General features: G+C 70.1%; 20 protein-coding genes. 13 read left to right on the forward strand and 7 right to left on the reverse strand.

The window, feature by feature from the left end:
• Nucleotides 1-2 precede the first annotated feature (2 nt).
• Nucleotides 3-1,343, forward strand: coding sequence for a hypothetical protein (locus ACGFRF_RS36185; protein WP_393747425.1), 1,341 nt, complete (start codon nucleotides 3-5; stop codon nucleotides 1,341-1,343).
• A 267-nt stretch (nucleotides 1,344-1,610) separates the two neighbouring features.
• Here the strand turns inward: ACGFRF_RS36185 and ACGFRF_RS36190 are convergent, their stop codons facing one another.
• Both ACGFRF_RS36190 and ACGFRF_RS36195 read right to left on the reverse strand, forming a co-directional pair.
• A complete protein-coding gene (locus tag ACGFRF_RS36190) occupies nucleotides 1,611-2,651 on the reverse strand; it encodes a VWA domain-containing protein (protein ID WP_393747427.1) in 1,041 nt (346 codons plus the stop codon).
• Nucleotides 2,652-2,893: 242 nt separating this feature from the next.
• Nucleotides 2,894-3,043, reverse strand: coding sequence for a hypothetical protein (locus ACGFRF_RS36195; RefSeq protein WP_393747429.1), 150 nt, complete (start codon nucleotides 3,041-3,043; stop codon nucleotides 2,894-2,896).
• A gap of 666 nt (nucleotides 3,044-3,709) precedes the next feature.
• Between ACGFRF_RS36195 and ACGFRF_RS36200 the strand changes: the two genes are divergently transcribed.
• Nucleotides 3,710-5,008, forward strand: coding sequence for a phosphatase PAP2 family protein (locus ACGFRF_RS36200; RefSeq protein ID WP_393747552.1), 1,299 nt, complete (start codon nucleotides 3,710-3,712; stop codon nucleotides 5,006-5,008).
• A 209-nt stretch (nucleotides 5,009-5,217) separates the two neighbouring features.
• Here ACGFRF_RS36200 and ACGFRF_RS36205 read toward each other — a convergent pair whose 3' ends face one another.
• Nucleotides 5,218-6,276, reverse strand: a complete 1,059-nt coding sequence (locus ACGFRF_RS36205; protein WP_393747431.1) for a PucR family transcriptional regulator — start codon at nucleotides 6,274-6,276, stop codon at nucleotides 5,218-5,220.
• Nucleotides 6,277-6,665: 389 nt separating this feature from the next.
• Between ACGFRF_RS36205 and ACGFRF_RS36210 the strand changes: the two genes are divergently transcribed.
• Nucleotides 6,666-7,145, forward strand: coding sequence for an HIT family protein (locus ACGFRF_RS36210; RefSeq protein WP_393747433.1), 480 nt, complete (start codon nucleotides 6,666-6,668; stop codon nucleotides 7,143-7,145).
• Between the two features lie 216 nt (nucleotides 7,146-7,361).
• Here the strand turns inward: ACGFRF_RS36210 and ACGFRF_RS36215 are convergent, their stop codons facing one another.
• Entirely contained in the window at nucleotides 7,362-7,736 is a 375-nt protein-coding gene (locus ACGFRF_RS36215) for an STAS domain-containing protein (RefSeq protein ID WP_393747435.1), read from the reverse strand.
• 162 nt (nucleotides 7,737-7,898) lie between these two features.
• Between ACGFRF_RS36215 and ACGFRF_RS36220 the strand changes: the two genes are divergently transcribed.
• The 3 genes from ACGFRF_RS36220 (at nucleotide 7,899) to ACGFRF_RS36230 (ending at nucleotide 10,039) form a co-directional block, all read left to right on the forward strand.
• Complete coding sequence (locus ACGFRF_RS36220; protein ID WP_393747437.1) at nucleotides 7,899-8,378, forward strand: ATP-binding protein; 480 nt, start codon at nucleotides 7,899-7,901, stop codon at nucleotides 8,376-8,378.
• 194 nt (nucleotides 8,379-8,572) lie between these two features.
• On the forward strand, nucleotides 8,573-9,169 hold the full coding sequence (locus ACGFRF_RS36225; RefSeq protein ID WP_393747439.1) for a TetR/AcrR family transcriptional regulator: 597 nt from the start codon (nucleotides 8,573-8,575) through the stop codon (nucleotides 9,167-9,169).
• 135 nt (nucleotides 9,170-9,304) lie between these two features.
• Nucleotides 9,305-10,039 (forward strand): NADPH-dependent F420 reductase, encoded by a 735-nt coding sequence (locus ACGFRF_RS36230; RefSeq protein ID WP_393747441.1) that lies wholly within the window; start codon nucleotides 9,305-9,307, stop codon nucleotides 10,037-10,039.
• 231 nt (nucleotides 10,040-10,270) lie between these two features.
• On the opposite strand, the gene ACGFRF_RS36235 is transcribed toward ACGFRF_RS36230, so the two are convergent.
• A complete protein-coding gene (locus ACGFRF_RS36235; RefSeq protein ID WP_393747443.1) occupies nucleotides 10,271-10,837 on the reverse strand; it encodes a dihydrofolate reductase family protein in 567 nt (188 codons plus the stop codon).
• 131 nt (nucleotides 10,838-10,968) lie between these two features.
• Between ACGFRF_RS36235 and ACGFRF_RS36240 the strand changes: the two genes are divergently transcribed.
• The 4 genes from ACGFRF_RS36240 to ACGFRF_RS36255 are packed head-to-tail and all read left to right on the forward strand — an operon-like array spanning nucleotide 10,969 to nucleotide 14,795.
• Nucleotides 10,969-12,423 carry an MFS transporter gene (locus ACGFRF_RS36240; protein ID WP_393747445.1) on the forward strand — a complete coding sequence of 485 codons (1,455 nt, stop codon included), beginning with the start codon at nucleotides 10,969-10,971 and terminating at the stop codon, nucleotides 12,421-12,423.
• A complete protein-coding gene (locus ACGFRF_RS36245; protein ID WP_393747447.1) occupies nucleotides 12,413-13,378 on the forward strand; it encodes an RNA polymerase subunit sigma-70 in 966 nt (321 codons plus the stop codon). The genes ACGFRF_RS36240 and ACGFRF_RS36245 overlap by 11 nt, the downstream gene beginning before the upstream one ends.
• Nucleotides 13,375-13,941: a hypothetical protein gene (locus ACGFRF_RS36250; RefSeq protein WP_393747449.1), complete on the forward strand. Its 567-nt coding sequence runs from the start codon at nucleotides 13,375-13,377 to the stop codon at nucleotides 13,939-13,941. The genes ACGFRF_RS36245 and ACGFRF_RS36250 overlap by 4 nt, the downstream gene beginning before the upstream one ends.
• The gene (locus ACGFRF_RS36255; RefSeq protein ID WP_393747450.1) at nucleotides 13,938-14,795 is read left to right on the forward strand and encodes an alpha/beta fold hydrolase; all 858 of its coding nucleotides are present in this window, start codon (nucleotides 13,938-13,940) and stop codon (nucleotides 14,793-14,795) included. The genes ACGFRF_RS36250 and ACGFRF_RS36255 overlap by 4 nt, the downstream gene beginning before the upstream one ends.
• 198 nt (nucleotides 14,796-14,993) lie before the next feature.
• Here ACGFRF_RS36255 and ACGFRF_RS36260 read toward each other — a convergent pair whose 3' ends face one another.
• Together ACGFRF_RS36260 and ACGFRF_RS36265 are read right to left on the reverse strand one after the other, a co-directional pair.
• Nucleotides 14,994-16,094, reverse strand: coding sequence for a Gfo/Idh/MocA family protein (locus ACGFRF_RS36260; protein ID WP_393747452.1), 1,101 nt, complete (start codon nucleotides 16,092-16,094; stop codon nucleotides 14,994-14,996).
• Nucleotides 16,095-16,146: 52 nt separating this feature from the next.
• The gene (locus tag ACGFRF_RS36265; RefSeq protein ID WP_393747454.1) at nucleotides 16,147-16,758 is read right to left on the reverse strand and encodes a nuclear transport factor 2 family protein; all 612 of its coding nucleotides are present in this window, start codon (nucleotides 16,756-16,758) and stop codon (nucleotides 16,147-16,149) included.
• 181 nt (nucleotides 16,759-16,939) lie between these two features.
• On the opposite strand from ACGFRF_RS36265, the gene ACGFRF_RS36270 reads away from it, so the two are divergent.
• The 3 genes from ACGFRF_RS36270 to ACGFRF_RS36280 all read left to right on the forward strand — a co-directional run bounded on the left by ACGFRF_RS36270 (nucleotide 16,940) and on the right by ACGFRF_RS36280 (nucleotide 20,053).
• Nucleotides 16,940-17,521: a TetR/AcrR family transcriptional regulator gene (locus ACGFRF_RS36270; protein WP_393747455.1), complete on the forward strand. Its 582-nt coding sequence runs from the start codon at nucleotides 16,940-16,942 to the stop codon at nucleotides 17,519-17,521.
• Between the two features lie 305 nt (nucleotides 17,522-17,826).
• On the forward strand, nucleotides 17,827-18,810 hold the full coding sequence (locus tag ACGFRF_RS36275) for a zinc-dependent alcohol dehydrogenase family protein (RefSeq protein ID WP_393747459.1): 984 nt from the start codon (nucleotides 17,827-17,829) through the stop codon (nucleotides 18,808-18,810).
• 277 nt (nucleotides 18,811-19,087) lie between these two features.
• A complete protein-coding gene (locus tag ACGFRF_RS36280; protein ID WP_393747461.1) occupies nucleotides 19,088-20,053 on the forward strand; it encodes an alpha/beta hydrolase in 966 nt (321 codons plus the stop codon).
• The last annotated feature ends 109 nt before the right edge of the window (nucleotides 20,054-20,162 follow it).

Raw genomic sequence — 20,162 nt, forward strand, 5'->3', positions numbered from 1 at the left:
GCATGAGCGACAGGGGCGACGCCGCTTTCTCCGGTGGGGAACGCGGCGAGCTGAATGAACTGCGGCGTCGGCTGGGCGCCCTGGAGACGGCCGGGTCACCGCAGGCGGCAGGCCATCACCGGTTCCGCTCGCTCGGCTCCGTCCTGCTGATCCTCTTCGCCGCGCTGCTGTCGCTGTTGTCCGTCGTCGCGGTGTGGGCGAACAGCATCGTGCGGGACACCGACCGCTACGTCGCCACCGTCGGACCGCTGGCCGGTGACCCGGATGTCCAGAAGGCCGTCACCAACCGGGTCACCACCGCCGTACTGGCACAGATCGACGTGGACGCGCTGGTCACGCAACTGACGGACGCGGCCGCGCAGAAGGGTGTGCCACCGCGGGCGGCACGGTTGTTGAACGACCTGGACGGGCCGATCTCCAACGGTCTCAAGCAACTGGTCAGCAGCACAGTGCAGCGGGTGGTCACCAGCAGCGCCTTCGACACCGTCTGGGTGGAGGGCAACCGCAGGGCGCACACGGCGCTGGACAAGGCCCTGACGGGCCATGCGGCCGCAGGCGCGGCCTCACTGAAGGACAACCAGGTCGCCATCGACGTCGCTCCGATCATCGCCCAGGTGAAGGACCGACTGGTCAGCGCCGGCTTCTCGCCCGCCGCGAAGATCCCGACGGTCCACACGGACTTCGTGGTGTTCGCCTCGAAGGACATCGGCAAGGTCAAGACGTACTTGCGCGTGCTGCAGATCCTCGGCGGCTGGCTGCCCGTCATCACCCTGCTGATCGCCGCCGCCGGGGTGTACGTGGCGTTCAACCGCCGGCACGCGCTGATCGGGGTCGCACTGGCGGTGTTCCTCGCCATGCTGGTCCTCGGTATCGCCCTCACCGTCGCGCGCGACGTCTACCTCAACCATCTGCCGCCCGGGACGTCCCAGGCAGCCGCCGGAGCCGTGTACGACGCTCTGATCAAGTTCCTGCGCGCCGCCGTCCGGGCCCTCGCCGCCGTCGCTCTCTTCACCGCTGCCGGCGCCTTCCTGCTCGGTCCCTCCCGGATTGCCGTCCTCACCCGTAAGGGCTGCCGCAGGTCCGTCACCGCTCTGCGTGACGTGGCGGCGTCGGCGGGGCTCCGCCTCGGTGCGGTCGGCCGGTTCGTCCATCGCTTCAAGCGCTGGATCGGGGTCGCCATCCTGGCCGTCGCGGCGATCGTCCTGTTCACCTGGACCTACCCGACCACGATGGTCGTGGTCTGGACAGCGGTGCTCACCCTGGTCGCCTTCGCGATCCGCGAATTCCTGGACGCCGGCGCCACCCCGCCCACCGACTCCCGCGCCGGCGGCCCCGCTCACTGAACGCGCTGCCGGACGGATGGCGTCCGGCCTCGCGTTCGACAACTCTCACCTGCGAGCCGTGCATCACCTTGGCAGACCAAGCGCACCTCGGACCGGGCTCCCGGACCGTGGCAGGCATGCGGCGGACGTTGCCGGACGCCGACCGACGGCGCTGCGGACCACGCTGGGGCAGTATGTGCCCTTACGCCGCGTCCGCAGTTGCCGCCTCCGTTGACCGTCGGGTGCCGGGGCGACGAAGCCTCCCTGAAGCGACGGGGCTCCAGGCTGTCAGAGCATGAACAGCACCTGGGTGTTGGCCACGAGCTTCCGGTTCACGCTGGTGCTCTGCACGAAGATCGTGAAGTCGTCGTTGTGGTCCGGCTTGACGCGAACTTCCACATCCGGCAGGCCGAGCAGAGCTCGGGCCTCGGGCCCGGTGTACACCTGGTCCGTCTTCTTCTCCAGCACCGCTATCTGCTTCTGCGCCTGGATCTTCTCCGACTTGCTCAGCTGGTAGAACGCACCACCGGTACGGTAGGTGTGCCCGCATTCGACGACCCAGTCACGGATCGCCGCGTCACGAGTGACCGGGATCAGCTCGTACTCCGACGGATTCACCGGGCTGAGGCCGGCCGCCTTGATGCTGTCCTTGTTGACCGCCTCGGCACCCGTGGAGAACACCGCCCGCGATCCCCGGATGCCCTGGGTGCGGCCCACCATGAACTTCTCGGTGGCCTGTCGGATGACCTGCCCGGCCTCCTCCAGACCCTGTGTGCTGGTGGCGTCCCAGATGGCGATGTTGTCCTTCGGGAAACCGCACCGCATGGCCTCGCGTTTGCCCATCTGGTCCGGCACGAGGACGGCCAGTGTCCAGTTGTCCTCCTGCGCCTCGATCATCTCGGCCACCGCCGCAACCAGTTCACGCGGATCCCGGGTAGGGGCGTCCGCGCAGCGATGACTGGCGTTCTCCTGCCCGTCGGTCAGGATGAACGTCAGGAAGCTGTGGTCACCGTACAGTTGAGCTGTCTGCGCCAGCTCCCGCTGTGACTTCAGTGCGGCCGCCAGCAGAGCCGTCATTCCACCGACCCGGTACAGCTGCTTCAGCGACGGCATCCGCAGCACGTCCTTGTCGTAGATGACGCACTCCACCTTGTCCGCGAAGACGTACACCGTGACCCGGGTCTCCTGGTCCAGTTCCCTCGATCGGCGGGCAAGATAGGCGATCTGCTGGTCGGCGACGTCGACGACCTTGCGGCTCAGGTGCGACATGGACGAACTGGCATCCAGGACGAGAGCAACGTGATTGATGTAGTTCTGGCTTCCGGACATGACAGCTCCCCCTCGTTCTGACTCGATGCTCCTATCGTGTCACCCACCACTGACAATCGATCTTGGCTCTCGGACCGGACGACGAGCTGCCGACCAAGGGCGCGGCCGGCACGCAGCACGAGACCTCGGGCACTGTCACCGTCCGGGGCTCTCCGGGCACTGGTGCGTCTGGCGGATTCACCGGCCGGCCGCTCGTGGCCTGGGCTCACACCCAACTCCCGACGAGGGCACTGCGCTGCTGATCACTGCCGGTAGCCGGTGGCGACGTGGTTGCCGTTCACCCAGCCTCGCCGGCCGCTCTTGTGGCCGGAGACAACCACGCCGTAGGCCCACCACAGGCCATCGCTCCCGACGCCCCAGCACTCGGCATAGAAGTCGGTGTTCCTCGACAAGACCGCCAGCGAGCGATTTCGGGCGCCCCGGCCGGCGCGCAGGTGTACGCCCTCGAGGGTGTGCAGCTGCGCGGCTGCTGTCGGGGAGTCACCGCCCCGGGGCTCTACTGCGGCTGCCGATGCCGAGCGGGCCGATGAGACGGCTGCAGCAGAGGCCAGAACGGCAGCCGCTACGGCCGCCATACCGATCAGTCGTCGCTTCATACCCGGTCCAACCACAACCGACCCTTCGTTGTCACGGGCGAGAGGGTGTGAAACTGACCGCTTCGGTTGACGACACGTCCTGGGGCGACAGTCAACCAAACCGCCGATATCGCCGTCTGACTGAGCATGGCGACGACACCGCACGGCGCTCGCATCCGGCCCGACCGGCCCGAACGGATGGTCGGGCCGCCTGGCGCCGATTGCGCAGCCGGCCATCGGTGACGCGCGGCGGAATCGGCCGAGGCCGGGGCAGCCACCCGTACCGCGCCAATGGCATGATCGGCTCTCGACGAGCACCCTCGTCGCCCGTCCTTCACCGGAATACCGGGCTACCGGAACGAACAGTGTTTTTCTGACTGACATCTAACAAAAACGGCCAATCAATTGATACCTAGACTTTCGCGGGTGTTTTCGCGCATAAACGGCAGTATCACGTTCGCTGCGTGGCGTCAGCCGCGGGCGATGCTGTGGGCCGCGGCGGGCGTGGTGGCCCTCGGGTTCCTCGTCACGGTGGAGATCGTCGCGCGGCGCTACGCCGGCGCGCCGGGGCCGATCACCAACCAGGCGAAAGAGGTTGTATTCGCCCCCAAGCCGGGGCCGTTGTATGCCGGTTTGGCGTTGATGATGGTCGTGCTCACCTGGCGGCAACGGTTCGTCGCGGCTGGCGTCGCGATCGGCATCGACGTCGTCTTCGTGCTGGTGCGGTGGGCGGTCGGCGCCGAGGTGACCGACGGCCATTACTTCGGGAACGGCGCGTTGTGGGTGATTCTGGGCTATGCGGTCATCGCGGTCACGCGCCGCACCGGCCGGGAACGTGTCCTGCTGCTGAAGGGCGTCGGGCTGGGCCTGCTGCTGGTGGCCGGCCGCAAGACGGGCGACACCTGGCTGCTCATCACCTCGAAGACCCGCCCGACGGTGCTCGACCCCTACGTGGCGACCGCCGATCACGCGCTGGGCAACCCGTCGTGGGTGGTAGGCCGGATCGTCAAGGCCACCGGCCCGATCGGTATCCATGTTCTCGACCTGGTCTACGCTCAGCTCGCGGTGGCCGCGGTCGTCGTCGCGCTGTACCAGCTGCGTCACGTGAGGGTCGAGCGTCGTTTCCCGAGCCATTATCTGGTGCGCACCTTTTTGGTGATCGGTCTTCTCGGGCCGGGCATCTACATGCTCTTCCCGGTGGTCGGACCGGTCTTCGCCTACGGCCCGGGCGCCTCCGGCACCGGCGGCGTGCACTGGGCGGTGGCCAACCTGTGGCCGAACACGCCGCCGCCGATCAGTACCCCGCACCCGGTGCCGTACGACGAGATCACCCCGCGCAACTGCATGCCCAGCCTGCATACGGCGTGGGCCACCGCGATCTTCATTCACTCGCGCAAGGGCCTGCGGATTCTGCGGTACGCGGGGACGTTCTGGCTGATCGCCACGCTCGTCGCGACGCTCGGATTCGGCTACCACTACGGCGTGGATCTCGTTGCCGGCGTGGTGTTCGCGGTCACGATCGAGGCAGCGCTGCGCTCGATCGACCGTGGCTGGGACCGGTCAGGAATTCAGCTGGTCGCCTACGGCGCGGCGGTGTTCGCTGCGCTGTTGGTGTCGTATCGCTATCTCCCGATGGAGATGGCCGAGTATCCGTGGGTGTTCGGACCGCTTCTCGTGCTGGCGGTGAGTTCCGTGGTCCACGGCTATGTACGGACCACCAGGCTGTGGGAGCCGAAGGCCGTATCGGTTCGACAGCCGGAACCGCAACCCGAACTGGCCTGAGCCGTGTTGCATCGGGTCATGAGCTTCGCGCGGTCTGATATTCGAGCTGAGTACAAGCCCTTGCCGCCGCGCTTTTCGCGGCGGTCGCCATGGTGACGCGCGGCGCATCGGTCCGGCTGTGCCGGGCACCGGCAGTCAACGGGAGGCGATTGCTGCCGTAGCGTCGGCGAGCGGTGCCTGCCGAGGTTCCGGCGCCCGTGCGGTCCTGGTCAGAGATCCTTGGCCGGCCAGTCGAGCAGCCGGGCGCCGATGACCGCGGTCTGCAGCATGTAGCGGTGGGCAGGGTCGGCCGGGTCGGCGCCGGTGAGGTGGCGGATGCGTTCCAGGCGGTAGGTCATGGCCCGCACGCTGAGAGACAGGCGGCGCGCGGCCTCGGCGGCGACGCAGCCCGAGTCGAAGTAGACGGTGAGCGTGTCGAGGAGGGGCTGGGCGCCCCCGCGGGCCGTGGTGAGCGGACCGAGTGTGCCCAGGACGAGGTCGGCCATGGCCTGCCGGTCGCGGGTCAGGACGGGGTAGACGAGCAGGTCGGCGGCGCGCAGTACTGAGTCGTCCAGGTTCAGCCGCTCGGCCAGTTCGAGGGCGTTCAGTGCCTCCTCGTAGGACTGGACGACTCCGCCGGGGCCGGGGTGTGGGCGGCCGATCGCCACCCTGCCGCCGTCGGTGGCGGCGTGGGCCTGCTTGGCGAAGTAGGGGAGGACCTCGTCCTCGTGGCCGGGGGCGATGCACAGCAGCCGGCCGTCTTTCGTGGTGAGCAGGACGTCGCGGTTGCCGAAGCGTGCCAGCAGTGCCTGCTCCACCTGCCGGGCGACCGGGGCGCCCTCCTCGTAGGCCCTCGGCCCCTCCGCGACGGCGACTGCGTGGGCGTGGGACAGACGCAGCCCGAAGCGGTGGGCGCGTTCGGCGAGGCGGCCCAGGTCGCTGCGGCCGTAGAGCAGATCGTCGATGAACTCCCGGCGCGCGGCCTCCTCCTGGCGGACGGCGAGGCGCTGGGCGCGTTCGTATCCCTCGGCGAAGGCGTCTATCGCCTGTTGTACGGCAGCCAGGGTGCTGTCGGTCGAGCCGGTGCTGTGCGACCGGACGGCGCGTGCGGCGGTCAGGTGGGCGCTGACGAGATCCCGCAGCCCGTAGCCCGCCTCTGCAGCCTGCTCGCCGAGGATCCGCCGTGACTCCATCTCCTCCCGGGTGAGGCGGCGCCCCGTGGCCGAGACCTCGGCCAGGATGTGGGCATAGCCGTCCAGATACTGTTCGGGAATGTCCCGGTCCGTCACGCCGCCCCCGCAATCTTGACGTGGTGGTGACGCCTTCTCAGCGGTTCACCGGCCTACCGACCATAGTGAACATTGCCGGACAACGGCAATGCGCGGAGCTGCTCCGGCCGCCCATCATGCCGTGCGGGGGGCACTGCCGAGGGTTTCGGTGCCGCGCACCGGCAGGTGCCTGGCAGCGAGACCCGGACGGGAGCGGTGCCCGTTCACCGACGGCGTGTGCGGGGCGCAGGGGAGTCGGACGACGCCTGCGTCGTGCCGACTCGTTTCCACGCGAAGCTCCGTGCGCTTGGCCTCGTTGATGCGGGCGCCCACCGGGCACTGGCACCGGGTGGCGTCCCACCGGGTTCGGTCCCGGGCCCACCTCGGAGACCGGGGCGGAAGACGAGCCGATGCCGCATGCTGGCGCTATGGGATGGTTCGCTACCGACCCGACCTGCACCTTCTGCGGCATCGTCGCCGGCCGAGTGCGCGCCAGCCGGGTGTACGAGGACCCGCAGGTCCTGGCCTTCATGGAGATCCACCCGGCCGCGCCCGGCGACCTTCTTGTCATTCCGACGGTGCATGCGGCAGGTCTGGAGGACATCGACGAGACGTTGGCGGCTCACCTGTTCCGGGTCGTTCACCTGCTGGTGCGGGGGCTGCGGCGCTCGGGGCTGCCGTGTGAGGGCGTGAACGTGTTTCTCGCCGATGGCGAGGCAGCCGATCAGACGGTCTTTCACCTTCACGTGCACGTTTTCCCCCGTACCGCGGACGACCGGTTCCGTTTGGAGGTCAGGTGGCAGGAGCGATCCCGAGCTGACCTGGACGACGACGCGGCACGGATCAGGGCGGGTTTGGCACGGAGCGGATACCGCCCCGGACATCCATGAGTGGCAGGTGGTCGAAGCCAGAGCGAAATTGCGCCAGGTCCCGTATCGACGATCGGCGGGCGGCCCCAGCGGGCGGGTGCTCCCACGGGTGGGCCGCGTTGCCGTCGAAGCAGCCCAGGTGAGCATCGGCTCGGGCAGCATCCGGGACGTGCCCGGATGCCTTCCCCTCGCTTCCGGCGCCGCGTGGGCGGCTCGGATGGTGAAGAGGGCGAACGGTCAGGGGGTCAGGGCTTGGCGGACGGTGGGGTGGCACTCGATGAGGTCGTCGACGCCGACGAGTTGCAGGACCCGTAGTACGGAGTCGGTGGGCGCGGCAAGGCGGAGCCAGCCGCCGGCCTGGGTGACGGCCTGGTAGGAGGCGATGAGAACGTTGATGCCGCTGGAGTCCATGAAGGTGACCCGGCGCAGATCGATCACGATGCGCGGCTTGTCGTCGGGGACCTCCAGGGCCTGCCTGAGCTGATCGCACGTGTGGTGGTCGATCTCCCCGGCCAGGCTCAGCATACGAATGCCGTCCGTGGCGGTGGCCACGACCGACAGCCCGCCAGGCCGTCCGGCTTGTTCGGTGTCCGTCATTCGTCCCTCAGCCATGTCAGCGATACTTGCACACAAAACCTTCAGCCCGAAGTGCTGCCCTGCACGGTCCGAGCGACCCCTTGCGCTGAGACGGCGAGTCAGCGCAAGGGGGTGAGCGTGTACCGGGTAGGCGCGGGTAGGCGCGGGGGACGTGAACGGGTAGCGAAGGCGGCCGGGATGGAATCAGTGCCTTTGGGCGAGGACGGCACCGCGCCGGACGAGCAGACCATACAGACCACGGTGGCTCTGGATGGTGACGACACCTGCATCGCCCAGGCGCGCCACCTGGCCGCGGGCTTCCTCACCCGGATACAGGCCGAGCACGGCCTGCCCATCTCGCGGCGCGCCTTGGACCTGACCCAGCTGGTGGTCAGCGAGCTGGTCACCAACGCCCGCAAGTACGCGCCCGGCCCGGTGCTGATGGACCTGCGGATCGTCGGCGACACGGTGGAGGTCGTGGTGTGGGACTCCGAACCCGTGCTGCCGGTGGCCAGGGCCGCCGACGCCGGACGCGTGGGGCAGCACGGGCTGGAGATCGTGATGGCCGTCGCGCAGGGCTTCGAGGTCCAGCGGGAGCCGGTCGGCAAACGCATCACCGCCCGTATCGCCTTGCTGGACGACCCCGGCGGTGACATCGCCGGACGAAGCCCTGTCTAGCGGCACGGGGCGTTTGACGGCCCAGGCGGGAACGTGACGGGCCACCTTCTATTGCATCCCGCTGCCCAGCAGAGCGGCGCGGAGTGGCGTGGGTAGTGCGGTTTGACCGGAGGCTACCTCCGTTTTATGCTCGACTCATTACGGAGGCATCCTCCGTTTTATTGGCCGCAGGATCGTGTGAGGCAGGAGGGCGTATGGGCGCCAACGGGCGGCAGGAGCGTCGGCCCCGTGCGGACGTCCAGCGCAACCGTGCGGCCCTCCTGGAAGCCGCGCAGCGTCACTTCCTCAGGTACGGGGTCGGTGCCTCGCTCGAGGCGGTGGCCAAGGAGGCGGGTGTCGGGCCCGGCACGCTCTACCGGCACTTCCCCACCCGGGAAGCGCTTCTGGCGGCGGTGCTGCAGACGCGCTCCGAGGAGCTGATGGCCCGCCGATCGCAGATCGCGCGGGTCGGTGACGCCTTCGAGGCGCTGGTGCAGTGGCTGCGGGCGATGGAGGAGTACTTCAGCGCCTTCAGTGGGCTGCCGGAACCGCTCATGGCGGCAGCCAGGGCGCAGGAGCCGGACAACCCGCTCACTCTTCCCTGCGACACCCTCATCTCCACCACCGACGAGTACGTGCGGGCCGCGCAGCTCGCGGGGCGCGTGCGCCCGTCGGTCAAGGGATACGACCTGTTCCTCGCGGCGGTCTCCGTTGCCTGGATCAGCGGCACCGGCGCCACCGACGAGGAGTCGCTCGACCGTCTCCGCATGCTCATCGAAAGCGGATACCGCGAGCGAGACGACGAGGCGTAGTCCACCGGACGCCCCCTCGTGGTCGGTTGCCGGGACCCCTGCGCGGATACGGCCGGCGACGACCAGTGGCCCCAGCCGAACGTTCATCACATTTTTCCGCCCTCGAGGGCGGTGCAACCTTTACAAGGACAAATCATGAGAATTGCTGTTATCGGTGCAGGAGCGATCGGGGGCAATCTGGCCCGCAAGCTCAGCGCGGCCGGTCACGACGTTCAGGTGGCGGACGGCCGGGGCCCCAAGGTCGTTCCGGACCATGTGCTGGAGTTCGGGGCCCGCGCGGTGACTGCTGCTTCCGCTGTCCAGGACAAGGACGTGATCATCCTGTCCATCCCCTTCCACCGGGTCCCGGAACTGTCCGACCCGCTCGCCTCCGTACCCGGTGAGACGGTGGTCATCGACACCTCCAACTACTACCCCCACCTCAACGGGCACATCGACGCGGTGGTCGACGGACAGGTGGAGAGCCTGTGGGTCGCCGAGCAACTGGGACGGCCCGTGGTCAAGGCGTGGAACGCCGCCCTGGCCGGCACTCAGCAGACCAAGGGCGTTCCGGCGGGGACCCCGGGCCGCATCGCCATCCCGGTCGCGGCCGACTCCGACGAGGCGCGGCGCGTGGCCATGCGCCTCGTGGACGACACCGGCTTCGACCCCTTCGACGCCGGTGTCCTGGCCGACTCCTGGCGTCAGCAGCCGGGCACGCCCGCCTACTGCACCGAGCTGACTCTCGAGGACCTGGGACCGGCCCTGGCCGCGGCCGACCGGGCCGAGGCACCGCGCACGCGCGACCGCCTGATGGAGCACTTCGCCGCCCTGACGTCCACGCCCACCCTGGAGGACGTCGTCGACATCAACCGCTCCGCCCACCGCTGACACCCCTCGCTGCCACCACGCTCGTGCCGGCAAACGGCACCCGCGCGAGCCCCCTGCGGCGGACGACGACCCCCGCTCGCCCCTGCGGTGGACGACCGACTCCCCGCGCGAGCCCCTGCGGCGGACGCTCCCCATGTGACAGGCGCGTCCGACCCTCTGTCCGACGGCACGCTGCCTGGTTCGGGGGAGGGGCGGCGGCCGGGCAGGGGCGCAAACGCCTCGCCGCCGCGGTCACTCCGGGCGCGTCGGACGATACGTGAGGGACACGAGCCCGGGGTCCCGTCCGCGACCTGCGCTCACCGGCTCCCAGGCGTGCGGCGGCGAACCGGGCCGGTAGAAGGTGGTGCCCTGCGCGAAAACGGGTACGACGGTCAGGCTCAGCTCGTCGACGAGGCCGGCGTCGCAGAGTGTCTGCCCGAACCGCCCGTGCCCGTAGACGATCAGGTCCCGCCCCGGCGTCCGCTTGAGCTCGGCCACGGCTTTCACGGGTTCCTCCGCGACCACGGTCGTGTTGGTCCACTCCGCCTCCTCGAGGGTGGAGGAGAAGACGTACTTCCTCATCGCGTTGATGTGCTCGGCGTAGGGGCCTGAGGCGGCCGGCCACTGCTGGGAGAAGACCTCGTAGGTCCGGCGGCCCATCAGCATCGCCCCACAGCGCTGCAGGACCTTCAGGGAGTGCGCCGCGCTGCCGGGCCCGAAGTACGGTCCGGCCCAGCTCAGGGGCTCCCCGATGACTCCGTTGAGGGACACGAGGGCGGTCTGCAGGAGCCGCCGGGGGCTGTCATCGATCGGGTTCATACCTGTTGGACTTCCGGCGTGGCCGGAATGCATCGGTGGCCGGGCCGCCCTGGACCGGGTCCCGGCCGAGCGATGCATTCGGCTCGGTCGCCGAGTCAGTACCAGTGACAACGCGACCGGAAGGACCTCTCATGACCGCATCCGCCGCCACCGGCAGACCGCCCTCCCCACGCCGGGTGCTGGCACTGACCGCGGTGGCCGGACTGATCGTCGCCCTCGACCAGCTCGTCGTCGCCACCGCTCTGGACACCATCCGACACGACCTGGGCGCCTCCATGGCGGATCTGGAGTGGACCGTCAACGCGTTCGGTCTCGCCTTCGCCGCCCTGCTCATCCCGGCAGCCGAACTCGGCGACCGGATCGGGCGCAAGCGCGCCTACCTCCTGGGCCTGGTGCTGTTCGCGGTCGCCTCGGCGGGCTGCGCCCTCGCCCCCACGACCGGCGTCCTCGTCGCCGCCCGGGCGGTACAGGGCGCCGCGGCCGCCCTGCTGTCACCGGCAGCGCTCGCCCTGCTCACCGAGGCCACCCCGGCCCGGCAGCGGGGCGCGGTCATGGGCGTCCACGCGGCGGTCACGGGACTCGCCGTCGTCGGTGGTCCGCTGATCGGCGGCGCGGTGGCACAGGGGCTGGCCTGGCAGTGGATCTTCTGGATCAACGTCCCGGTCATCGCCGTCGTCGTGCCGATCGCCCGCTCCGTGCTCACGGAGCACACCGGACGGTCCGCCGCTCCCGACCTGCCCGGCATTCTGCTCGCGGCGACCTCCGTGTTCGCACTGGTGTGGGCGCTGGTGCGGTCCGGGTCCGTGGGCTGGGGGAGTACGGAGGTACTGGCTGTCCTGGCGGCCGGGGTGGTGGCACTGGCGGCCTTCGCCGTACGGCAGACGACGGCCGCGCACCCGATGCTGCCGACCCGTCTCCTGCGGCAGCCGGCCTTCACGGCGGGCAACCTGTCGACCCTGCTGCTGACGGCCTCGCTGTTCGGGACCGTCTTCTTCCTGGCCCAGTACCTGCAGGTCGCCCTCGGACACTCCCCGCTCGACGCGGGCCTGAGGTTCCTGCCCTGGACGGCGACCCTGTTCTTCGTCGCCCCGGTCGCCGGCCGGCTGCAGGACCGGCTCGGACCGCGCCTGCTCATCTCCGTCGGACTGCTCCTGCAGGGCGCCGGGCTGCTGTGGGTCGGCGTCAACGCCCATCCGCACCAGGGCTACGCCGACTCCGTGGCGGCGCTCGTCCTGTCCGGGATCGGCACGTCGATGGCCCTGCCGTCCCAGCAGACGGCCGTGATGACCGCCGTACCGCCCGAGCTGATGGGCAAGGCCGCGGGCGCCTTCAACACCGTGCGCCAACTCGGCGGGGCCCTCGGCATCGCCGTCATGGCGGCGGTCTTCGGCACGGCCGGCGGCGACCAGTCGCCGGATGCCTTCGCCGACGGCTTCTCCGCGGCCGTCATCGTCGCCGCCGCCCTGGCCTGCGCCGGCTCGGTGAGCGGGCTGTTCGTCCCGGGCCGGCACCGGGCCGGGACCGCGGTCGCCCCGCTGGGGGACGCCGTCGACGGACCCGTTCAGGAGGAACTCGGTGCCCGCTGACGACTTCGCCGCCCTCGCGGCCTCCTTCCGGCAGGAACTGCTCGCCCACTGCTACCGGATGCTCGGCTCGGTGCACGAGGCCGAGGACCTGGTCCAGGAGACGTTGCTGCGCGGCTGGCGCGGATACGACCGTTTCGACGGCCGCTCCTCAGTGCGCACCTGGCTGTACCGGATCGCCACCAACGCGTGCCTGTCCGCGCTCGCCGGCACCCACCGCAGGGTCCTGCCCTCCGGCCTCGGCACGGCCACCGATGACGCAGCAGCGGACCTGGCACGCGCCGACGAGGTCTCCTGGCTCACCCCCCTGCCGACCTCCCAGCCGGCGCCGCACGCGGAGGACCCCTCGGAGATCACGGTGCTGCGCGCCAGCACCCGGCTCGCCCTGGTCGCCGCCTTCCAGCGGCTGCCGGCCCGCCAGCGCGCCGCGCTGCTCCTCGTCGACGTGGTCGGCTTCCGTGTCGCCGAGGCCGCCGAGTTCCTCGGCATCACCGTCAACGCGGCCCGCAGCCTGCTGCAACGTGCCCGGGCCGCGCTGGCCGAGGACCCGCCCGCCGAGGACGACGTCACCGCCGATCCCGCACTGGACGAGGAGGTGCTGCGCAGCTACCTGGCCGCCTTCGAGGCCGCCGACGTCCAGCGGCTGGCCGAGCTGCTCCGGGACGGAGTGACATACGAGATGCCGCCCATCCCCACCTGGTTCCGGGGCCGGGACGCCGTCCGCGACCACCTGGCGCGCCGGGTGTTCCGACAGCCCCTGCGCGCCCTGCCCGTGCGGGCCAACGGCCGTCCTGCGGTGGCCACCTACGTCCAGGACCCCGAGGGCGACTTCCGGGCGCACGCCATCGAGGTCCTGGAGACCGAGGGCGGACTGATCTCCCGCGTCGTCGTCTTCCTGCATCCCGAGCTCTTCCCCCACTTCGGCGTCCCGCGTGTGCTGTCGGGGGTGCCCGCATGAGCCCGCCGCACCCGCTGGACCTGCTCGTCCAGGCCTCCGAGGCGGTGCTGCACAGCCTCGACCGCGCCGCCCTCGCCGACCCGGCCGCACCCACGCCCTGCACCCGCTGGAACCTCGGCACGCTGGTCCGCCACATCACCGACTCCACCACCTCGACCCGGGAGCTCCTGACCGGCATGCCTCCCGGCCGGCCGCCGGAGCCCGGCTGCGCGCCGGCCCGGCACGAGGTGCGCCGGCTGCGGGCCGCGGTGGCGGACATCCCTCGTGAGACGGCCCGGGTGCGCTGGGGAGCCCTCCTGGGAAGCTATGAACTGACCCTGCACGCATGGGACGTCGACCAGTCCACCGGATGCCCCGCCCCCCTGCCGCCGACATTGGCTGAGGCGCTGCTCGCCTTCGCCCCGCTCGTCGTCGACGGCGTGGACCGCACCGGCCTGTTCGCCGCCCCGCTCCCACCGCCCCGGCCCGACCACCCCACCGACCGGCTGCTCGCCCTCTTCGGACGGCAAGCCCTGCCCCCGCCCCCGCGCAGCCACCCCGACAGGACATCCGGACTTCGATGAACACCGACGTGACCGAGTGCGAAGTGAAGACGGCCGACGGCCGCACACTGCACGTGTACGACACCGGCACGGGCGACGGACCCGCCCGCCTCACCGTGGTCTGGCACCACGGCACCCCCAACCTGGGCGCCCCGCCCGAGCCACTCCTGCCCGCATCCCGCCGACTCGCCATCCGCTGGGTGTCGTACGACCGGCCCGGCTACGGCGCATCGACTCCCCTGCCCGGCAGACGTGTCGGGTCGGCCGCCGCCGACGCCGCCTGTGTCGCCGACGCTCTCGGCGTCGGCCGGTTCGCGGTGATGGGCCACTCCGGTGGGGGACCGCATGCCCTGGCGTGCGCGGCGCTGCTGCCGGACCGGGTGCTCGGCGCGGTGAGCGTGGCCGGGCTGGCGCCGTACGGCGCCGAAGGCCTCGACTGGTTCGCGGGCATGTGCGACTCCGGTCGCGCGTCCCTGACCGCGGCGGCCGGGGGCCGCCGGGCGAAGTCACGCCACGAGGCGCAAGCCGCGTACGACCCCGCCATGTTCACGGAGGCCGACCACGCCGCCCTGGCCGGCGACTGGTCGTGGTTCGAGGATGTCGTCACCCCCGCCCTGGCCGGGGGCCCGGGCGGACTGATCGACGACGACCTGGCCTATGTGGACGACTGGGACTGCGATCCCCGGACGATCACCTGCCCGGTGCTCCTGCTGCACGGCGGTCGGGACCGCGTCGCCCCCAGCGCACACGCCCAGTGGCTGGCCGACCGGTGCCGTCGATCCACCCTCCGGCTCCGCCCGGACGACGGACACATCTCCGTGCTGAGCGGCGCGGTCGACGCCCTGGAATGGCTGCTTCGGCACTCCATGCAGTAACGGCTGCCACGGTCCTGGGCCATGCCGAGCGGTACCGGGCCCGCAACGCCCTGGGCGGCGTGTTCACCCGGGCTCTCCGGCAGCTCCAACCCCACGTCGAAGCGGCCTGCGACGTCGAGTGGCCGTCCGGAGCGACTCGACCGGCGCACGGGCCCATCAGCACGCTGCGGCCACCGGTCGAGGCTGATCTCGGGCCGGTCAGGTGAGGGTCTGGGCGGTGCCTTCCGCGGAGGAGCGGTCGATGGCGTCGAGCAGCTGGTGGCGTGTAAGGGCGTAGGCGAAGTCGGGGACCGTGCGGGTTCCTTCGCGCACGTCGCGTCCCAGGTGTGTGTAGAGCGCGGCGACGTTCCTGGCCGGGCCGGTGAGGCCTGCGGGGATGTCGGCGGAGTACGCGGCGGGGACCTCGACCTCGCAGACGCTCGTGTCCTTGCCGAAGCCGGCCTGGAGGGTGAGGTCGGTGACCTGGAGGTTGCCCCACGGGGCGGTCAGCACCAGGTCGCCGTCGGTGCCGTTGATCTCCCAGCGGTAGTTGTCACCGCGCGAGGTGCCGCCGCGGTAGAAGACCGAAGCCGCGGCGCCGTCGTCCAGGGTGCCGATGAGGGAGATCTGGTCCGGCGCGGTCACCGGGATGACGGTGTCGCCGTCGTCGGTCACGGTGACCTGCGTGCGGCCCCTCACGAGGTTGGCCGACAGGTGGCCGAACTCCCCGAGCGTGACGTTGAGCGCATCGATGGCGTGGAGGGCGGCGCCGGTCAGGGGAGTGGCGCCCTGGGTCCGGTCGTACCAGTAGGCGTGTGCCCGGGTGGTCTCCGGGCCCCAGACCATGCCGGAGCCGACCATGGTGGTGCCGATGACCCGGCCGATCCGGCCGTCCTCGATCAGACGGCGGGCGTAACGGAGTTCGGGGTGGTAGCGCCCTTGGAGGCCGATGGCGGTGCGCACTCCGGCGGCCTCGGCGCGCCGGGTCAGCTCGGTGGCTTCGGCCAGGTTCAGGGCGAGCGGCCACTCGGCGTAGACGGTCTTGCCGGCGTCGATCGCCGCCGAGATCAGCTCCCGGTGGCGGGGAACCTTGACCGCGACCACGACGATGTCGACCCCGGGGTGGGCGAGGAGGTCCGCGTGGTTGTCGAAGGCGGCCTCGACCTCGAACTCCTTCCTGGCGGCGTTCGCGGATTCCTGGCGCGAGGTGCTGACGGCGCGCAACTCGAGGTCCGGCACTGCTCTCAGGGCGGGGATATGGCTGATGGAGGCCCAGCCGCCCGGGCTGCCGCCGATGATGCCGACACCGATGGTGCTCATGTTGTCGCTCCTTCGAAGGATCGTGACGGGTTCTTGGGGATGAGGTCTGTTGCTACTTCTTCGGCGCGGTCGACGGTGTCCGGTTGGGGACGGTGTCCACCCGGAACCGGGACAGGACAGTGCTGTCGATGTACCAGTGGCCGTTGATCCGCTTGTACGTGTCGCGGTACTCGCCGTAGCCGTGGAAGCCGTTCTTGTAGCTCGATCCGCGCGGGAAACTCACGTAGTCCTCCATCGCCCAGACCGCCTCGGCGCGGTCTCCGTGCACCTGGATCTCCGGCAGGAAGCCCTGGTGGGCGGTGGGGGCCTCACCCAGCAGCGCTGCCGTCCTCTCGGCGAGCTCCTCGCCGCTGCCGTACTTCGCGCCTACGTCGATGGTGGGGTGGGCGGTGAAGAGGGCGGCCAGCTGGGACCACTGCTTGCTGTCGAGGTAGCGGAAGTAGCGCGCCTTCACCTGACGGATGTCCTCGATGTCGGCCAGCCGCTGCACCACGGCAGCGTCGGGCGCGGCAGCGGACTGCGCCGGGTGGTGCTCCGCCGACGCGGACTGGGCGGCCCAGGCTGCCGCGCCCGCGCCCCCACCGGCGAGCAGCGCGGCCACCGCGGCTGCGGCGGCCACACGTGAACGCCGCGAGGAGGGCGTGCGGGATTCCTGCTTGTCCATGCTGGGTCCTTTCGGTACGAGCGGACTGGTGGCTCACCTCTGGAGCGACGTGCTGCCGGTCTCGATCAGGTGGACGACGGCCAGTGAAACCCATATGGAACGAAGAGTCAAAAAAATCTTCGGCGCTACGTTGGTGATCAAGCAGGAAATCTTTACCTATCGTTCCTGATACGCTTCGGTCATGGGACGCGTGAGGGAGTTCGACACCGAGAGGGCTGTGGAGGCGGCGATGAACGTCTTCCGCCGCAAGGGCTACGACGGCACGTCGGTCCAGGACCTGATCGATGCCACCGGTGTGGGCCGTGGTTCGCTGTATGCCGCGTTCGGCAGCAAGGAGGGCGTGTATCTGGCCGCCATGGACCTCTACCGGGAGCGGTACGCGGTCCCCATGATCGAGCTGCTCCGTGGGGGTGCGCCGGCCCGTGAGCTGCTGCGCGAGGTTCTGGTCGCCACGGTGGACGAGATCGTCGGTGACGGCGGGCGACGAGCCTGCCTGATCGTCGGCGCTGCCGTGGAGCGGGTCGCCCGCGACCAGGAGGTAGCCGCCCACGTGCGGTCGACGACAGCCTCGTTGGAGGGCGCACTGTCCCAGGTCATCGCGGAGGCCCAGGCGGACGGGCAGCTGCCGGGCACGCAAGACGCCAGGGACCTGGCCCGGTATCTCATCGTGACCATGCACGGCCTGCGGGTCATGGGTGCCATCCAGCCCGACCGGAAGTCGCTGATGGCGGTTGCGGAGGCCGCCCTGAGGGCCCTGGAGTGACCCGCCCGCTGACAACCGTCCCGCACCGCCTCTTGGCGGACACCAGTGGCGGATTCCCACGCATCCCCGTCCTGCGGCCATGACGACGACGCAGACCGGACCCGGGCACCTGCGGTGGGCATGACCTGCGCCGCGGTGGCAGCACGCTGTCCTGCGTGCACACGATGCAGGGGTGGGGTCGACGTGGGCGCCGTACCCGCGATTGCTGCACTCCTCGTCTGACGGGCAGCAGGAGCGCCGCCGACATCGGGGGAAACCAACTGACGGGCCGGCCCCGGCCGTCCGCAAGACAAGGAAGGCACACCGTGCGCGCACTCATTCTGGAAGAATTCAACACCCCGCTGGTACTGAAGGAGATCGACAGGCCCGTCGCCGGCCCAGGCCAGGTTCTGGTCAAGGTCAAGGCCAGCGGAGTCAACCCGCTGGACGTGAAGATCCGCGACGGCAAGGCCGCTCACGCCCGGCGCGAACTGCCCGCGATCCTCGGGCTGGACCTGGCCGGCGTCGTCGAGCAGGCCGGTGAGGACACCGGCTTCGCCCCCGGGGACGAGGTCTACGGCCTGACCGGTGGCGTAGGCGATCTGCCGGGTTCGCTGGCCGAGTACGCGGCTGTCGACGCCCGCCTGCTGGCCCGAAAGCCCGCCTCCCTCAGCATGCGGCAGGCCGCAGCGCTGCCGCTGGTCTTCATCACCGCGTGGGAGGGCCTGGTCGACCGGGCTGGGATCAGCCCGGGTCAGAAGGTCCTTGTCCACGGCGGGGCCGGCGGCATCGGCCACGTGGCGATCCAGATCGCCCGGGCCCGGGGCGCCCAGGTCTTCACCACCGTGTCGCCCGCCAAGACGGAAGCGGTCAAGGAATGGGGAGCGATCCCGATCGACTACACCACCACCACGGTGGAGGAGTACGTAGCCCAGCACACCGGCGGAGAAGGTTTCGACATCGTCTTCGACACCCTTGGCGGTGCCGGACTCGACGCGTCCTTCAGCGCGGTCCGCACCTACACCGGCCATGTGGTGAGCGCTTTGGGCTGGGGAAGCCACAGTCTCGCCCCCCTGTCCTTCCGGGGGGCCACCTACTCCGGCATCTTCACCCTGCTGCCCATGCTCACCGGCCGCGGACGCGAACACCACGGACAGATCATGCGGGAGGCCGCCACCCTCGCCGACACCGGAGCCCTCAAGCCCCGGCTCGACCCGCGGCACTTCACCCTGGCCACCATCGCCGACGCCCACGCCGCCGTCGAGAACGGCACCGCTGAAGGAAAGATTGTGATCGACGTCGAGGGCTGACCGCAGCCGGACGCCTTGCAGCCGGCGCTCCGTCTGCACGCGATATCAGCGGCTGTCCGCCCACTGACGAGGGCACGGAGCGTGCCGTGTGGACCGCTGCAGGGACCTGACGGATGCGATCATCAACGGGCCGGGAGACGCTGTTGTGACATCGCGCTTTTCGCTGCCCGGCTGTTCGTCCGAAGCCGTCCGAGGCACAGGCGTACCGGTGCCGACCGGGACGCCTCCTCGAGGTCTTCCTGCTCGGCAGCAGTCCCGAGATCGCAAGGAGATCGTCATGGTCGTCCAGTCCGGCGGCACCCTCGTTCTGGAACCCGCCTCGCAGCAGATCGCCGACGCCACCTCGCGACCGCCGTTCCTGTACGAGATCGGTCCGGAGAAGGCCCGCAAGGTGCTCGACGACATCCAGGCGGAGCCGATCGAGAAGCTTCCCGTCGACTCGGAGTGGATCACCGTTTCGGCCGAGGTCGGCGACGCCCGGGTCCGCATCGTACGTCCCGAGAACACGGATTCACCGCTTCCCGTCGTTCTCTACATGCACGGCGGAGGCTGGATCCTCGGCAACGCCGACACCCACGACCGCCTCGTACGAGAGCTGGCGAACGGAGTACGAGCAGCTGTCGTGTTCGTCGAGTACGACCGCTCGCCCGAGGCTCACTACCCGGTGGCGATCGAGCAGGGCTACGCCACCGCGCAGTGGGTCATGCGCGAAGGCGCCCAGCACGGTCTCGACCCGGACCGCATGGCGGTCGCGGGCGATTCGGTCGGCGGCAACATGACTGCCGCACTGGCACTGATGGCCAAGGAGCGCGGCGACGTTCGCTTCGTCCAGCAGTCCATGTACTACCCGGTGACCAGTGCCGACATGAACACCCAGTCGTACTCCGACTTCGCCACCGGCTACTTCCTCACGGCCAAGGCCATGGAGTGGTTCTGGGACGCCTACGTGCCGGACCGGGCTCAGCGTGACGAGATCACCGCCTCTCCCCTGAAGGCCGACCTCGACCAGCTCGCCGGACTGCCGCCGGCCTTCGTCATCGTGGACGAGGCCGATGTCCTGCGCGACGAGGGCGAGGCCTACGCGGCCAAGCTCCGCGCCGCGGGCAACGACGTGACGACCGTGCGCTACGACGGGATCACGCACGACTTCATGATGCTCAACCCGCTCAGCGACACCCACGCCACGCGCGCGGCCGTCGCCCAGGCCATCGCTATGCTCAGCGCCGCCCTGGGAACGAGCTGACGACACGCGACGTCGCCATGAGAATCAGTGCGCTGGGCAGAGTTGCCTCCAGGTCCGTGGTTCCTTGAAGACGTCGACGACTTCCTCGCCCGAGCCGGAGACTTTCTGC

It is taken from the genome of Streptomyces sp. NPDC048521 (assembly GCF_043199855.1).
Taxonomy (GTDB): Bacteria; Actinomycetota; Actinomycetes; order Streptomycetales; family Streptomycetaceae; genus Streptomyces.